The sequence below is a fragment of the Blastocatellia bacterium genome (assembly GCA_035573895.1).
Classification (GTDB): domain Bacteria; phylum Acidobacteriota; class Blastocatellia; order HR10; family HR10; genus DATLZR01.
On record DATLZR010000091.1, the window covers coordinates 1 to 17,148 of the forward strand.

10 protein-coding genes are annotated in these 17,148 nt (G+C 61.1%); 1 reads left to right on the forward strand and 9 read right to left on the reverse strand.

Features of this window, described 5'->3' with window-relative positions:
* Nucleotides 1-383 (forward strand): hypothetical protein (locus tag VNM72_08915; GenBank protein ID HXF05524.1); only part of this gene is annotated, 383 nt, incomplete at its 5' end.
* Here the strand turns inward: VNM72_08915 and VNM72_08920 are convergent.
* From VNM72_08920 to VNM72_08960, 9 genes are all read right to left on the reverse strand, one after another.
* A complete protein-coding gene (locus tag VNM72_08920) occupies nt 332-3,502 on the reverse strand; it encodes a hypothetical protein (protein HXF05525.1) in 3,171 nt (1,056 codons plus the stop codon). The two genes, VNM72_08915 and VNM72_08920, sit on opposite strands and share 52 nt — an antisense overlap.
* A gap of 121 nt (nt 3,503-3,623) precedes the next feature.
* Nucleotides 3,624-6,686: a two-component regulator propeller domain-containing protein gene (locus VNM72_08925; GenBank protein ID HXF05526.1), complete on the reverse strand. Its 3,063-nt coding sequence runs from the start codon at nt 6,684-6,686 to the stop codon at nt 3,624-3,626.
* A gap of 240 nt (nt 6,687-6,926) precedes the next feature.
* Nucleotides 6,927-8,201: an ABC transporter permease gene (locus VNM72_08930; protein ID HXF05527.1), complete on the reverse strand. Its 1,275-nt coding sequence runs from the start codon at nt 8,199-8,201 to the stop codon at nt 6,927-6,929.
* An 86-nt stretch (nt 8,202-8,287) separates the two neighbouring features.
* A complete protein-coding gene (locus VNM72_08935) occupies nt 8,288-9,181 on the reverse strand; it encodes an ATP-binding cassette domain-containing protein (protein ID HXF05528.1) in 894 nt (297 codons plus the stop codon).
* Nucleotides 9,182-9,339: 158 nt separating this feature from the next.
* Nucleotides 9,340-10,050, reverse strand: a complete 711-nt coding sequence (gene nfi / locus VNM72_08940) for a deoxyribonuclease V (protein HXF05529.1) — start codon at nt 10,048-10,050, stop codon at nt 9,340-9,342.
* A gap of 6 nt (nt 10,051-10,056) precedes the next feature.
* On the reverse strand, nt 10,057-11,337 hold the full coding sequence (locus VNM72_08945; GenBank protein HXF05530.1) for a hypothetical protein: 1,281 nt from the start codon (nt 11,335-11,337) through the stop codon (nt 10,057-10,059).
* Between the two features lie 62 nt (nt 11,338-11,399).
* Nucleotides 11,400-12,956 carry an L-aspartate oxidase gene (gene nadB, locus VNM72_08950; protein ID HXF05531.1) on the reverse strand — a complete coding sequence of 519 codons (1,557 nt, stop codon included), beginning with the start codon at nt 12,954-12,956 and terminating at the stop codon, nt 11,400-11,402.
* 126 nt (nt 12,957-13,082) lie between these two features.
* On the reverse strand, nt 13,083-14,144 hold the full coding sequence (gene recA / locus VNM72_08955) for a recombinase RecA (GenBank protein HXF05532.1): 1,062 nt from the start codon (nt 14,142-14,144) through the stop codon (nt 13,083-13,085).
* Nucleotides 14,145-14,289: 145 nt separating this feature from the next.
* Nucleotides 14,290-16,983 carry a zinc-dependent metalloprotease gene (locus VNM72_08960; protein HXF05533.1) on the reverse strand — a complete coding sequence of 898 codons (2,694 nt, stop codon included), beginning with the start codon at nt 16,981-16,983 and terminating at the stop codon, nt 14,290-14,292.
* Nucleotides 16,984-17,148: the final 165 nt, after the last annotated feature.

The window sequence follows — 17,148 nt, forward strand, 5'->3', positions numbered from 1 at the left end:
TTACCGGGCGCACGCTGGGGGAGGAGAAAGTTCTCCACTATGCCTACGAACTCGAAGGCCACGCCGATAATGTGACCCCCTCGGTGATGGGCTCGCTTGTCCTGACGTGTCTGACCGAGGAGGGCAAGATCAAATACATTCGGTCGGACTGGCCCCGCGAGCTCAAGGTCATCGCCGTCGTTCCTTCGTTTCGATTGAGCACGGAGAAAGGCCGAGGCATCCTCCCCTCAGAGATTCCACTCCTTGACCGCCGGGTTCGGGCACCAAACGCCGGCCATCGGCATCCCCCTCGGGTACATCCCTGCCCGAAGACGAGTGCCCTCCGTCCCCGTCAGCGAGGAAGCTCAATCGGTTTGCCCGTCATGACCGGAGCCACCGCATGACGGCGGAGCGTCTCGTTGAGACGCGAGACTTCCTGAGCGAGAAACGTATTCACTTCCCCGATCTTCTTGCGGCACTCGCTCTGAAGCTCGGCGAAATACTCCCGTTGTGCCGGTGTGGGCGCGGCGTTGACGCCGTCAACGGCCTGGAAGAGGCTGCTCAGCTTTTGCGCCAGCTTGGGCCCCTGGGCGTAGGTGGGCAGGTTTTGCGGTCGCGTGAGTTCCCCGATGAGCGCCTCGATGCGCGTGATGGCGTCAGTGATGGCCTTTTTCACCTCGTCCGGCGGAGCGGGCGATTGTTCGCCGAGCCTCTTCTGCCGTTCCTCAAGCTGCTCTTTGAGGCTGTCGAGCGCCCTGAGCGCGTCGCTTGTGGCCGACTGCATGTCACGCAGAGCGAGCGTCATCTCGAACTGAGCGCGAAGATCCGCCTCCGGGACCGAGACCGTAGGATCGAGCCGAACGTCAACCGGTTGCTCGAGCGTCCGGGACCCGACGATCAATCTCACCGTGTACCGTCCCGGCAGAACCTGCGGCCCGCGCGGACCGCCGCCGAATTCGGTTTCGGCTTCGCTCGGCGGCCGTCGCAGTCGCGGCGACTCCACGCGCAAGTCCCAGGAGGTTCGGTTCACCCCTTTCTCTCGGGGGATCGTGGTCAGTTCCCTGATGACTTTGCCGCTGCCGTCGAGGATCTGAATTTTCACCGGCGTTTTCTCGTCGGGCTTCTCCTTGAGGTAGTAGCTGATGAGGGCTCCGTAAGGAGGATTGGGACCGGTGTAGACTTTGTTGCCGATGCCATAGCGAGTGAATCTCTGGGTGAAACGCAGCGCCGGACGAACGGCGAACAGATGCGCGTCGCTGGCGAGAATCTCCGGACTCATGGTCTGGATCGGCGTGGCGTCGTCGAAGATATAGATGCTCCGTCCGTGCGTGCCCAGAATGAGATCGTTCTCGCGCGGATGAACGAGGATGTCATGCACGGCGACGGTGGGCAGATTTTTCAGTCGCAGAGGAATCCAGTTCCCCCCTCCGGTATAGGAGACGAAGAGCCCCAATTCGGTTCCGGCATAGAGCAGATTGGGATTCTTCGGGTCCTCGCGGACGACGTGCACGTAGGCTTTGCTCGGGAGGTTGCCGCTGATATTGGTCCACTGCCGCCCGCCGTCGGTCGTTTTGTAGATGAGGGGACGAAAGTCATCCAGCATGTGACGGTCAAAGGCGACGTAGACGAGATTGGCCTGGTGGCGCGACGGCTCGATATGCGAGACCGGTGAATTCGGCGGAAGCCCCGGAATGTTCTTGATGAGATTGGTCCAGGTCTTGCCTCCGTCGGTCGTCACCTGAAGGTTGCCGTCATCGGTGCCGGCCCAGATCACTCCCGGACGCAGCGGCGATTCGGCCAGACTGATGATCGTGCAGTGAAATTCGGCGGTGGTATTTTCGTACCAGACGGGTCCGCCCGCCTCCTTTTGTTTCTCCGGATCATTGGTGGTCAGATCGGGACTGATGGGCTGCCAGGTTTTGCCGAAATCCGTTGACTTGAAGACGACGTTTCCGCCCAGATAGACGGTGTTCTTGTCATGAGGTGAGACAATCAGCGGTGTATTCCAGTTGAAGCGATATTTCAAGTCCTTGGCCGGGCCGCCGTCGTTGCGCTGGGCCTGAGGACTGACCACCTGCTGCTCCCGCGTGCGCAGATCCGTTCGCACGACATTGCCGCCCTGCGATTCGGAGAGGTAGAGGTCGGGATCATCGGCGTGATTGACGATGTGGAATCCATCGCCGAAGCTGACCATGCGCCAATCGTCGTTCAAAATGCCGGCGGGTTCGCGGGTGCGACTCGGCCCCGTCCACGCGCCATTATCTTGAAGCCCGCCGCTCACCCAGTAAAACGGCTGCCGGTTGTCCACCGAAATCTGATAGAACTGACCGAGGGGGATATTGTTGACGTACTCCCATGTCTCTCCTCGATCATAGGAAACGGCGATGCCACCGTCCTGCCCCTGCCACATCCGTCGGGGATTGAGCGGGTCAATCCAGAGGGCGTGATAATCCACGTGCGTGCGCTGCGAGATGCGGCGGAAAGTGCGCCCACCATCAATGGAGACGAACAACATCGAAGCGACGGCATAGATGCGGTTTTCGTCGGTCGGATCCACGCGCAGTTGGGTGTAGTAAAATCCCCGGGAGATGATGTTGGTCTCTCTGGAGACCTGACGGAAGGTTTCGCCGCCATCGTCCGAGCGGAAGAGCGTACCTTCTCTTGATTCCGCCAGGACATAGACGACCTGGGGATTGCTCGGCGCGACTTTGACGGCGATGCGCCCGAGGAGCTTGGGTAATCCTTTCTCCAGTTTCTTCCAGGTTCGTCCGCCGTCGGTGGATTTGAAGACGCCTCCGCGTTCGCTTCCGCTGCGATGCGTCCAGGGTTTGCGCTCGAAGTGCCAGAGCGCGGCGTAGAGAATGTTGGGGTTGGAGGGATCCATGTCGAGATCGGACGCCCCGTGCCGATCATCGAGGTAGAGGACTTTCTGCCACGTCTTCCCGCCATCGGTCGTCATGAAGACGCCGCGCTCCTCGTTGGGGCCGAAGGCATGGCCGAGCGCGGCCACGTAGACGATGTCGGTGTTCTGTGGATTGATGAGGATGCGGGTGATGCGCTCGGTCTCGCGCAAGCCCATGTGCTGCCACGTGCGTCCTCCATCGGTTGACTTGTAAACGCCATCGCCAAACGACGTGCTGTTGCGGGGATTTCCCTCGCCGGTGCCGACCCAGATGACGTCGGGGCTCCGGGGATCAAGGGCGATGTCGCCGATGGAGATCGTCGGCTGACGGTCAAAAATGGGCGTCCAGGTGACGCCGCCGTTGGTCGTTTTCCACAGTCCGCCCGAGGCCGAGGCGACGTAGACGATGTTGGGATTGCCGGGAACACCTTCGATATCGGTCATCCGTCCCCCCATATTGGCCGGACCGATCGCCCGCCATTCGAGCTGATCGAAGACGGCAGGATCAATCGCCGGACGCTGATCGGATTGACCGGTTCCAGTACCCGCTCGACCAACGAGCGACAGGATGAAAATCAGGACAAGTGTACCTGCGAGACTTTTCCAGCGTGGTGTGGGCATAGGTTCCTCCTCAAAATCTCGCGAAGTGGCGCAGGCTTTCCCGCCTGCGTTTTTTGTTGTAGCGCAGGCTGTCGCGCCTGGGATTTTTTTCGCAGGCTGGAGAGTCCGCGCTGCGTGAACATCAGTCCGCCACCGCCTTGGGCGATTCCGGCTGGAGCGCCTGGGTCGCCTCTCGCGGAAGAGTGAAATAGAAGGTCGAGCCCCGTCCGGGTTCCGATTCCACCCAGATGCGCCCTCCGTGACGCTCGACGATCTTCTTGCAGACGGCCAGGCCGATTCCGGTACCGGAGTATTCGCCCTTGCCGTGCAGGCGTTGGAAGATGACGAAAATTTTCTCGTAGTACTGAGGCTCGATGCCGATGCCGTTGTCGCGGACAAAAAAGACCCATTCGCTGTCACGGCCTTCGACGCCGATGTAGATCTCCGGTGTGCGTTCTCGATGGCGGTATTTGATGGCGTTGCTGATGAGGTTCTGGAAGAGCTGTACCAGTTGCGTCGTATCGGCCATCACCACCGGCAATCGTTCCCGATAGATCTTGGCCCGGCTCTCGGTGATGGCCACCTGCAGGTTGGCCAGCGCCCGTTCGACGACGGCATCGCAATCGGTGGGCTCGAAGGGTTTGGCCTGTGTCCCGACGCGGGAATACGCCAACAGATCGTTGATGAGCGTTTGCATGCGGGCCGCCCCATCAACGGCATACGCGATGAAGTCGTCGGCGTCGCTGTCCAGACGCCCTTTGTAGCGGCGCTGCAAGAGTTGCACGTAGCTGGCGATCATGCGCAGCGGCTCCTGAAGGTCATGCGAGGCCACGTAGGCGAACTGTTGCAACTCGGCGTTGGAGCGTTGCAGTTCGGCCGCCATCTGCCGCAGCTCTTCCGTCTTTTGCGCCAGCTCTTTCGTTCGTTCGGCGACTTTGCGCTCCAGCTCCTCGGCCCGTCGGCGCACCCGCGCCGTTTGCAGCCGATAGCCGGTATAAATGGCGGCGGCCAGAAGGCACGCGGCCAGAGCCATGAACCACCACCGCTGCCAAAACGGAGCGCGAATGACGAAGCGAAACCGGGCCGGTTCCGACCAGGGGCCGCGATACTTCTGGGCCCGCATTTCTAAGGTGTAGGCCCCCGGCGGGAGATTGGTGATGCGCAGCTCGCGGCCTTCGAGTCGTTGCCACTCGTCTTGAAATCCCTGAAGGCGATACTCGATGTTCACCTGCCGCTCATTGAGGAACGTCAGCGCCGCCACCCGCACGATCAGATTGTTGTGCCGGTATTCCAGTTCCGGAGACTCGGCGGCGGTGAAGGTGCGCGGGCCGAGCTGCAGCGTCAGGAATTCAACGGGTGGCGGGTCGCCTCCGGTCAGATCAAATCGCGGATCGTAGTGGCTCAATCCTCCGGCGGTGCCGAACCAGAGCGTGCCATCGCGGTCGGCGAAGAATCCTCCGGCGTTCGATTCATTGTCGGCGTAGCCTTCTTCCGTCCCGTAGTTGATGAACCGCTGGCCGTCGAACCGATCCACCCCGCGCGCCGTCCCGATCCAGAGGTTGCCGCGAGCGTCCACGCCGAGCGAATAGACGGCGTCATTGGCCAGGCCCTGCGCGCTCGTGTAGTGAGTGAAGCGCTGTCCATCGAATCGGGAGAGCCCGCTCGATGAGTGATAGCCCAACCAGATGTTACCGTTGCGGTCTTCGCAGAGAAAATACGGCTGATTGTTGGCCAATCCATCGGCGGTCGTGAACGTGCGCCAGCTCCGCCCATCCCAGCGCGACAGGCCGTTATCGCCGGAAATCCAGACCCACCCCCGGCTGTCAACCAAAAGACGCGGGTTGGAGAACGATTGACCTTCCACTATCACCGGCTCGAAGCGCGTGCCAACACGGCGGAAGACGCCTCCGGGTTGCGTGCCGACCCAGATCGTTCCCGACCGATCTTCCACGATGGAGACGATGCGCCCATAGGCATCGAGGGCCGGTTCTCGAATGAAGCGGGTTCCGTCATAAATCGTCAGGCCGGTGCGCGTCCCAATCCACAGGCGGCCATCGCGGGATTGATGAAGCGCCTGAATCTGCGTATCGGTTAAACCATCGGCCGCGGTGTAATTTCGCCAGGTGCGACCGTCGAAGCGGCTGAGTCCTCCGGTCGTTCCCACCCAGAGAATTCCCTGACGGTCACGGAGAATGGGCCGTACTGAATCCGATCCGAGCCCATCGGCCCGACCGTAGTTGGTGAATGCCCGACCGGAAAATTTGTAGAGGCCGCCATAGGTGCCGATCCACAGCACCCCATCCCGATCTTCCAGAAGCGCCCGCACATCGTTGTAAAGGAGTCCTTGACGTGCGCCAAGAAGCGTCAGTTGATCCTTCTCAATCCGGGCCAGCCCCTGAGGGGTTCCCGCCCAGACGATGCCGAACCGATCCACACAAAGCGTCACCACGGGGAGGCTCGTCAAGCCATCCTTCTGAGTGTAGGTTCGCATCAGGCGTCCCTGCTCGTAGACGCGCAGGCCGGCCGATTCCGACACCCAGAGTCGCCCTTTCTCATCTTCAGCAACGGTCCAGATTTGTTTTCCTGCCAGGCCGGCAGGATCAAAGACGGCGAATCGGTCCCCGGCGCGATAGGCCAGTCCCGCAGTCGTTGCCGCCCATACTCGTCCCGCCCGATCAACCATCAGCATGTTGACGGAGGCCGAGGGAAGACCATCGGAGGTGGTGAACGTTCGCCAGGTGCGACCATCGAATCGGCTGATCCCTTTGGCCGTCGCGCACCAGATCGTTCCATCCGGCGCGATGACAAGCGATGTCACCCGGTTATCTGCCAACCCTTCGGCCGGAGTGATGTTGGTGAACCGCTGACCGTCCCAGATGCTGACGCCGCTGAGCGTGGCCAACCACAACCGTCCCTGCCGATCCTGAGCGATAGCATTGACGTAGTCGTTGGCCATCCCCTGCTGCACGGTGTACACGACAAACGACAGTCCATCAAAGCGATTGAGTCCCGCTTGCGTTCCGATCCAGAGAAATCCTCTGCCATCCTGATAAAGGGCCTGGGCGACGGCCTGAGACAGACCATCGGCCGCCGTGTAGCGGCGAAAGGAGTAATGCTGGGCAGAAATTTCGGGGGCTCCCGCGATCACCCATCCGACCACGAACCACCCAATGAAGAGCAGACGCATCGGAACCACGCGTCTCATCCCGGCAGGTGTCGAAGCTCTTCGCCTCGCTTCCTGCCCGACCTTCCGTCCCATTGTGACCTCCATACCCGTTGAAATGTCGGCGTCTGCGGGGCGGTGGGAAATTGTAGGATGAGTCCCCCCAACGGTCAATGTGCTGGGTTTCGTGAGCACTTGTGGCGCAGGCTTTCCAGACTGCGCTTTTTTCGCAGACTGGGGAAAGTCTGCGCGACCTGTGGCGGTTTTTCGTTCTCCGTCCCCTCAGGCTTCGCGCAGCCACCGCAGGATCTCGCTTGCGCTCGGCCGCTTGCCGTACAGAAGTGACGCCGCGCGGAAAATCTTCGCCGCTCCCTTCACGGCGAAATAAACGCTCAACAGAAGAATCGCTGCCGATATGAAGAGATCGCTCGTTCGGGTCAGCCCGGCGCCGATCCGGAGCATCATCATCGTGGGCGCCGTCAGAGGGAAATAGGAAAGCCCCCGGGCCAGAGCGGAGTCGGGCGCTTGACCGACCGTCGGGAGGATGAAAACGGGAATCATGCTGGTGATCGTCCAGACGGCCGAGAGCTGACTGCTCTCCTGCACCGTGTTGCCGAGAACACCGGTGGCCGCCATCAAACTGGCAAAGAGCAGGTACCCCAGGAGAAAGAAGACGAGCGACAGGAGAATCTTGCTCACGCTGATGCTGGTCACCGCCAGAAGCGTCATGGCCGGGAGAAAGAGCAACACCACATAGACGGCGACCTGGAGAAGCCCGGCCGCTCCCAGACCGAGAATTTTCCCCGCCATGAGCTGTTCCGGCGTCGTCGAGGAGAGCAAGACCTCGATAACGCGGTTCTGTTTCTCTTCGGCCGTTCCCTGGAGCAGATACCCCGAGGAGAAAAAGATCGCCATCGTCAGCAGCAGGAACATTCCGAACGGACCGAGGAACCGTCCCAGCTCGCTCAGTTCGTCGCCGGCCGATTTGATCTCACCGCGGGCCGTCAGTCTCAGATGGTCGAGGTCCATCGGTGCAACAACGCGGTCGAACGTCTCTGGGCTGACGGACGAACGGACGAGGCTGGCCCGCAGCAGATTTTCGAGCCGGCTCCGGCCCGGCGTCCGTAGACTCTGAAAAAATCCCCCTTCGGGAGTATAAACGAGAACTTTTCCCGTCCTCCGATAGTCCTCGGTGATGAGATAGCACGCCGACAGGCGCCGGGAGCGAATATCCGCCAGCGCCTGTTCCAGAGACGAGTAAGCGACAAATGGCAGGGGGCGCTCCTCTCGATCCTGAGGGCCACGAATGTCGGTGAGCGGCGCTTGAGTCGGCTGAAGCTTTTCCATCAAACTCAGATCAACCACCGCCGCCCGATCCACGATGGCAATGGGTTTCTCGTCCGGCAGTGCGTCTCGTTTTTCGGCCCGGGCAAACAGAACGGGTATGGATGTTACAGCGATGAAAAAGAGAGGCATCCCGACGACGGCGAAGATGTATCCTTTGCGGGTGATGGTGGCGAAAAATTCGTATCGCGCGACGACCCAGGCTCTCTTCATCTCATCATTCCTCCCTCGAAACGGCTGCTCGGTCGTGCCCGCCCTTTTGCTCCGGCGGGAGGCACGCAATCGCCCGGCGCCGGAGATCAGCCCTGCACGACTTTGATGAAAATATCTTCGAGCGGCGTCGTCGCCTGCTCGAATGATTGGACCTCGATTCCCGACGCCACCAGCCAGGAGAGAAAGTCATGCGGGCGGACGCCGTCGCGGAGATAAACTTTCACGGCATCGTTCTCGGTCACCGTGCGAAGGACGAGCCCGCACGCGCGATAATCCCCCTCTGCCCGCACGAGCACGGCATTGTCGGAATACCGTTGTCGGATCTCGTCCAGAGGACCATAAAGCACCGTCTGACCCCGATGGATCATCAGGACGCGCTGGCAGAGCGTCTCAACATGATTCATCTGGTGCGTGGAGAGAAGAATCGCTTTTCCCGCTGCTGCTTGCTCGCGCAGGATGGTGCTGAGCAAGCGCGTGGCCACCGGATCGAGGCCGGTGAACGGTTCATCGAGAACGAGAATGGCGGGATCGGCCACGAGCGTTGCGATGAACTGGATCTTCTGCTGATTGCCCTTGGACAGCTCGCCGATCCTTCGGTCTTTGACATCCATCATGTCGAGTCGGTCGAGCCAGGCGAGGGCGCTCTGTCGGGCCTGCTGCTCGCTCATCCCCTTCAACTGAGCGAAGTACTGCAACAGCGTCAGCACCTTCTGCCGCGTGTAGAGGCCGCGCTCTTCGGGTAAATAGCCGATGCGATCCTTGTCCCGATCGCTCAGGGGGTGGCCGAAGACCTCGATGCGCCCGGCGTCGGGTCGGATGATGTCCATGATCATCCGAATCAGCGTCGTTTTGCCCGCCCCATTGGGGCCGAGCAGTCCGAAAATTTCCCCGGGGAAGACGGACAGTGAGACGTCCTTGACGGCCGTAACCGAATCGAACGTCTTTTGCGCCGACTGAACCGAAATGGCCGGCGTCGTCATAATCCTACCTCCTGAAGGAACGAGACTTGAACTTTCATTGACCGTTCACCTTCAGCCGAGCCATCCGCAAGAGCGAGCACTATACCACAGCTTGAAAAAACCGAACAATCTATCCGGGCGTTCCATCCCGCGCGCGGTCACGGACGGGGAAGTCGGCGCTAGGAAAAAAGCGATCCTTGTTCCGGTGGGACAGCTCCTCCCTGCCGCAGGCGATTGACCAAAAGGTGCGCCTGCCGCGTGGGTTCGGGCTGGCGATAGCCGGCGGTGCATCGCAGGACGAGCGCAATGGAACTCTCCAGGTCAATCTTGTGGCCCGGCGAGACGAAGACCGGACTCGTATGATCTTTGGTTCGAAGCGCCACGCCCACCACTTCTCCGCGATCAACCAGAGGCGTGTAGCTTCCGGCTGTCGGAGGGGGATCATCATAGTCGCCGACGAGGACGCTCTTGGCACAGCCGACCGCCGGAATATCCAGCAGCAGCCCGAGGTGACAGGCGATCCCCATGCGGCGGGGATGAGCGATCCCCTGCCCGTCGAGCATGATCGCATCGGGCTCGGTGCGAAGCTTCTCGCAGGCTTTCAGCAACGACGGCGATTCCCTGAACGAGAGCAGCCCGGGGATATAGGGAAAGCGGGCCACATCCTCAACAGTGGCTTCCTCGATGACGCGGAGATCGGGCAGCCGCAGCACGACAACGGCCGCGAAGACCCGATCCGATCCCTTATCAAAGGAGATGTCAGCGCCGGCGACGTGACGCACGCAACTCACGTCGAAAGGAGCGATGATTACCTGCTGCTGAAGCTGTCGCTGAAGAGCAATCGCCTCCGCTGGCGAAAGGTCCCACCGATGAAGCTGCCGAATCTTCATCTCCGGTCACCAGTTCTCCCGCAAGAGCCGGGGAAAGACGATGAACGCTTCGATATTTCTCCGCAGAAAGAGGGCTTGAAGAATTCCGATCATCACCCAGAGGAAATAGAGCGCCGTGACGATCTCCTTGACGGTGGTGGCGAGCGTCACCTCCGCGCCTGAGAAAACGAACTGAGCAAACCACAGTACGAAGAGGATGGCCGCTTCGTACCAGTGAAATCTCATATTGGCCAGAAGCACCATGCCCAGCATGGATTGAGAGATGGTGAGAAGAATCTCCAGCCGTTGATGCGCGTCGAATACAACCGGGTGAGGCCCCTGTCGGCTGAGGCCGTAGACGATCGGCAGCATGGCTGCCAGCATCGTCCACTGGTTGATGTTGGACGACACCATGTTCATGAGCGCCATCGAGGCTCCGCTGACCTTCCGCGCCCAATAAAAAGCGCTGACCTTTTCGGGAAATTCGGAGAGAAAGGGGGCGACCCACTGAACGAAGACGAAACTGGAAATGCCCAGAGTGAGGGCGAGAGCCAACATGCTTTCCAAAAAGGGGTGAGCGATGAAATAGAGGGCCACACCACCGACCAGGAACAGCGTCGAGATGATGGCGTTCCGTCGTCGTCGCCGCTGGCGCAGGATCCAGCGAGGAATAGCTTCGATGTCCTCGAGGCTCTCTTCTCCTTTGGGCGGCACCTTGTTGAGAATGAAGAGGTAGGTCAGGTACATGGCGATCAAGATGACGCTGTCGTACCACGCCAGCGTCCCCTTGTACCAGACAAACAGAAAGTAAAGGATGGGCACACCGAGTCCCACCACCTCGACCGAATGCTCCTTATCGAGCGTAATCACGCGAAGGGGTCCGTGGCCCTTGAAGCGACTGAAGAGCGCCGCCGTGAGATAGATCATCGGCCAGCCGAGTCCGACGAGCAGTCGCAGGCTGCCCGTGAGATTGGCGATCATGAGGTGAACTTTTTCGGGATCCTTACCGGCCTCCCAGGCGATGACGGCCTCGACGGCGAACTCGGGGAGCGTCTGAAGCCAGGCGACGATGGCGAGCGCCATGCCTTGAGAGATGAGGAACTGCGCCGCTTCAGCAGCCCAGGCGATGAGCATGGCTGCGGTGACAACGCTGGGAAACGTCCACAGCGCCGACGAGGCTTTTCCCGCCGTCAGTCCGACGCCCAGCGGCGCCGCTCCGAGAAGACCGGCGAAGGATTTTCTCTCCCTCGTGAGAGTCGTCTGGGCTTGTGCCGGAAGGTTCACACGATCTCGCGGAGTATCCATCATAGGTGCTCTGCTCCTTGAAGACAACGTCATTGCGCCACTTGAATCCCTCCGTGGAGGTTCCGTCATGAGGCTTCTGCTCCTTGAACAGGCAGGGTGAAAATATCGCGCTCGCGCTGCTGCGCGGAATGGCAGCGCCAGGTTCGATCATCCGGGGCGGGGAAATCGCTCCGATAGTGAGCCCCCCGACTCTCCTGGCGAAAAAGGGCCGCTCGGGTCACCAGCCGGGCGACGGTGAGAAAATAGCGGGTGGGAATCGTCAGGTCCGCTCTCTCCATCTCCGTGAGCGCCGTGAGCGCCCGCTGCAATCCGTCCTGATGACGGATGATCCCGACCTGCGACCACAGGATGTGTCGGACGGTGCGGGCGATTTCCGGGTCCAGGCTCCACTCGGAGGGAGCGTGCTCGGCGGCCCTCACCTGCGGGCCGGGTTGTCGCGCTCGATCAATCGCCCGGCGCGCGGCGCGCGCGCCAAAGACAAGCCCCTCGAGGAGCGAGTTGCTCGCCAACCGATTCGCTCCGTGAACCCCGGTGCAGGCCACTTCACCGGCGGCGTAGAGTCCTTCGATGCCCGTCCAGCCGTCGGTATCGGTTCGCACGCCGCCCATGAAATAATGAGCTGCCGGAGTAACCGGGATCGCGTCCCTGGCGATGTCAATGCCATAGTCTCGACAGGTGGCGTAGACGCGGGGAAATCGTCGTTGAAGGAACTTCTCATCGAGATGGGTGAGATCGAGATAGACGCAGTCGCTCCCGGTCTCCCGCATTCGCTCAAAGATGGCCCGGGCGACGATGTCGCGGGGAGCCAGTTCGGCTTTCTCATGAACGCGGAGCATGAAGCGATCCCCGAATCGGTCTCGTAAGATGCCGCCCTCGCCCCGCAAGGCTTCCGTCAGTAAAAATCGCGGTGCGCCGGGCAGGGCGAGCGCCGTGGGATGGAACTGAACGAACTCCATATCGCAGAGGATCGCGCCGGCCCAGTAGGCCATGGCCATGCCGTCTCCGGTCGCCACATCGGGATTGGTCGTCACGGCATAGACGTGGCCCGCGCCGCCGGTCGCCAGGATCACGGCGGACGCCGAGACGATCTGCACGCGACGGTGCTGCGTCTCCACATAGCGGACGCCTCCGCATCGTCCCTCTTCGACCAGAAGGTCCAGAGCAAGGGCATGATCAACGATCTGGACGCGTGGATGACCGATGAGCTGCCCCAGAAGCGTGCGAACGATCTCTCGACCTGTGGAGTCCCCGTGCGCGTGCAGGATACGGCGTCGGGAGTGGGCTGCCTCCCGACCGAGTTCCCACCGTTCCCCCGCACGATCAAACCGACAGCCCCAGGCCATCAGTTCCTGAACATATCGCGGGCCTTCCTCGACGAGGACGCGAACGGCCTCGGCATCGCACAATCCGGCTCCGGCCCGCAGCGTATCTTCGTAGTGCAGCGCGATCTCATCGTCGTCGCTGAGGACGACGGCGACGCCTCCTTGCGCGTATTCGGTGCTCGATTCGGTGAGACGGTCTTTGGTGAGGATGAGAACACGACCGACGCGAGCCAACTCGATAGCTGCCCGCAAGCCAGCAATGCCACTGCCAATGACGATGAAATCAGTCTCCGCGCTCACCTCTCATCAGCGGTGAAAGCGAGGCCGCGAGAAATGCTTCTCAGAGGCACGCAGGAAGCGTGCACTCCCGGAAAGCGAGGCTGTGAGAGAAAACTCTCGCCCCCGGCAACGGATCACGGCGACCTCTCAATCCCCCTTCCTGGCCTTCGCGGGTTGAGCGACCTCGGGCTCGGCCGGTTTCTCCGCCTGGCGCAGGGGCAGGCCGAGCGCCTGACGGATCTCGTTCTCGATCTTCAGGGCCAGCTCGGGATTACTCTTGAGAAACAGACGCGCATTCTCGCGCCCCTGACCGAGCCGCTCCCCCTTGTAGGCGTACCAGGCCCCGCTTTTCTCCAGGATGCGGTGCTCGACGCCGAGATCGAGAATCTCACCCTCGCGGGAGATGCCTTCGCCGTAGAGCATGTCGAACTCGGCCTCTTTGAACGGCGGGGCGACCTTGTTCTTGACGACTTTCACCTTGACCCGATTTCCGACGACCTGCTCGCCATCCTTGAGCGATTGAATCCGCCGCATATCGAGACGAACGCTGGCGTAGAATTTCAACGCCTGCCCGCCGGTGGTTGTGTCAGGAGATCCGAACATGACGCCGATTTTCTGGCGCATCTGGTTGATGAAGATCAGGCAGGTATTGGAGCGATAAACAGCGCCGGAGAGTTTCCTGAGGGCCTGTGACATGAGTCGGGCTTGCAGACCCGGCAGGGCATCTCCCATTTCCCCTTCGAGTTCCGCGCGGGGGACGAGCGCCGCGACCGAATCCACGACGAGGACATCCACGCCGCCGGAGCGAACGAGCGTTTCCGCGATCTCCAGGGCCTGCTCGCCGTTGTCCGGCTGCGATACCAGCAGATCGTCAATGCGCACGCCGATTTTCTCAGCGTATCCGGCATCCAGAGCGTGCTCCGCATCAATGTAGGCAGCCACACCACCGAGTCGTTGCGCCTCGGCCACCACATGCAGCGCCAGGGTCGTTTTTCCGCTCGCTTCCTGACCGAAAATTTCCGTGACGCGCCCGCGAGGAAGTCCTCCCACGCCGATCGCGTAATCGAGACTCAGGCTGTTGGTGGAGATGACGGGAATTTCCTCCACCTTCCGGTCGCCGAGCCGCATGATCGCTCCTTTGCCGAACTGCTTCTCGATCTGGCTGACGGCGATTTCGATGATTTTTGATTTCTTTTCCGCTTCGCCCATGGTGTTCTCCTTCCGGTTCCCTTATGGCCAACAAGTGTACTGCCGGGCAAGAGCCGAAGTCCAGCCGCTCACAGGCTGCGGCCATTCGGCTCCATTTCCCGGCGGGGAGATGTCCCCCCGCCGGGGAGACCGCCGGATGCTGCCCCTAGCGTCGGGAGGGGCGGATGGCATAATCGGGCCAGCAATTGTGGGAAACTGATGATGGGTCGAACGGATCATCCGAATCATCCAGTCCCGGTCGTCCCGTCGGAGGGGCGGCTTGTCCCGACGTCGGGAGCGCGAACCGGGGATCGAGCGCCTTCTTGATCTGATCGCGGGCATCCTCCAGATGCAGGCGCGTGGCGCGATCACCGGCTCGCGGCAGGGCCGCCGCCAGAGCGCGATCGAGGGCGTGCAGCTCGCCGCGGATGAACGGGCGTTGATCGTCGCTCACCGGCTGACGACCGTTCAACTTGTCGGCCATGATCTCCAGGTAGGCTCGCTGCACATTCCGGCGGAACGGATCAATCCGAACTGACGGAGAATCCAGTTCCCGCCAGATCCCTCGGCGCACATCGGCGAGGAAATCGGTCGCGCGGTACGCCAGAGGACCGTCGAGGGCCTCCTGCTCGATGAGGCGGGTGAATCGGGCATTGCTGAGCAGCGACAGGAGAATCCGCTGCTGGCTCGTGCGAATCCGCTCGAGGATCCCCGACGGTTCGATCCGGCGCAGAATTTCCGGCTTGATGACCCAGGCGGGAGTGGCAAAGGCGTTGTCGTTGAGAAACTTCACCGCTGCCGCCTGACGCTCGCGCGGGATGGGAACGAATCGCACGCCGTCCTGCCCCGCGTGTTTTTGTTGCGACTGGAAGCCCCCGACGATAGCCGCGACGTGATTCATCTCCAGCACCCACTGGCCGAGGAGCCGTCCGTAGAGTTCCTCCAGATCATCGTAGGGTTCGCCCGGCTGCGATGTCGCGGGCAGGAGCAACTCCACCACCCGCTGGAGATTCTTCACTCCGAGTGTCGTGGCGCGAATGGCATCCGCATCCCCGACGGCTTCGGTCAATTCCCCGGGATCGGCTCCCCGCGACCCTGCGGTCGAGAAGCGATACCAGGGCGTTTTGTCCTGCTCGCGGGCCCACGCGTCGAGCGTGGGTTTCTCCTCGTCGGGCGTCTTCGCTCCGGGAATGGGTTTGTATCCCCACATCGTCGCCCACTTGTCGTAGGGCCCGATCTTCGGCACGAGATCGGCAGGGTCAATCTGATCTTCCGGCTGTGCCACGTAGTTGAAGCGCGAGTAATCCATGAGCGTGGGCGTGTGCCCCATCTTCTTGAGCCACTCGCGGTCGCGGATTTTCTCGAACGGATACATCGAGCTGGCCTTCATGTTGTGCTGGAACCCGAGCGTATGGCCGACCTCGTGGGCCACCACGTACTCGATGAGACTCCCCATCAACTCGTCGGGCAACGGAAGCTTCTGAGCGCGCGGATCGAGCGGAGCTACCTGCACGAAGTACCAGTCGCGCACCAGATTCATCACGTTGTGGTAGAACTGAATGTCGGCTTCGAGAATTTCGCCCGTGCGGGGATCGTGAATGTGCGGACCCATGGCATTTTCAATCGTCGAGGGGAGCCAGCGAATCACGGAATATCGGGCATCCTCCGGACTCCAGTCGGGATCCTCTTCGGGTGTCGGAGCCTCCTTGGCGATGATGGCATTTTTGAATCCGGCGGCCTCAAAGGCTTCCTGCCATTTCTCGACGCCCCGCTTGATGTAGGGGATCCACTTGGTGGGCGTCGCCGGATCAATCCAGTAAACGATGGGTTTGACCGGCTCGGACAGTTCGGCATTCGGATCCTTCTTCTCCAGCCGATAGCGGGTGATGTAGCGACGTCGGGGGGCTCGATGTTCGTCCCGACCGTAATCCAGTTGCTCGATGGAGAAGTAACCCACGCGCTCGTCAAACAAGCGTGGCATCATGGGTTTTTCCGGCAGCTTCACCATGCTGTAGTGCATGAGCACGGTGGCGCTGCCCGACCGCATCCCCTGCTGTAGTTGGGGAATGGGAGGTTGCGGCGAACCGGACGTCGGCGTCGCATCGGGCGGGGATGTGTAGGTGTGCGTCACTTCAACTTCGATGTTTTCCGGGAACGATACAATGCGCTCGATGAACGAGCGCGAGGGATCGAATCCTCGCGCCCGCAGTCGCGTTCGTGCGCTGAACTCCGTCACTTCCGTGGTGAACAGTCGCGTCACTTCGATCACCGGGGCGCCATCCTTGCCAAACGCCTCGATGGGAAAAGCCATGATGATCGCTTCGTTATTGGCCGCTTTGACCGCGCGAGAGATCGGGAGCTTTTCATCGGCGACAATCTCATAGGACACGCTGCGCAGCAGGACGCGATTGTTGTGCCGTTCCCACCGAACGACCCGGTTACCGAGCGCCTGACCGCCATAGCCGACGCCGAGCGTCGTCTTGGCGATCTGGCTGACCCAGAGGAAATCCTTCCCCAGTTCCGACGTGGGAATCTCGTAGTAGACGCGCTCGCGGATGCGGTGAACCGTGAAGATGCCGGGATCGGATTTGGCTTCGGAGGTAATCACTCGATCATACGGACGCGGTTCCTGAGGAGCCTCCCGCCGGTCAGAACGCTCCGGACGCTGTTCCTGCCCCGGAGGGGGTTCCTGAAGCTGAGCGCCCGAGTCGCTCGATGACTGAACGAGTGAGACCATCGGCTTCGTCGTGAGACCGGCAGCCAGGCCGGAGCAAATCCCCAGTAATCGAGAACCTCCACCACCGACAAAAATGCTCACAACAACGAGAAGCAGAGTCGGGATAGTATGTCTTGGCATCATGCAGTTCCTCCTCGGTGACATTCAAACGAGCAAAATTTCATTTTCCGGGCGGCAACAATACCGTAAACCTCCGGGAGATTTCAAGGGAACAGTCTCGATGCGGAGAGGTCGTCACTCCCCCGGATTTCCTCCGAGAAGCGAATCGCCCGCCGATCGCAGGTGCCC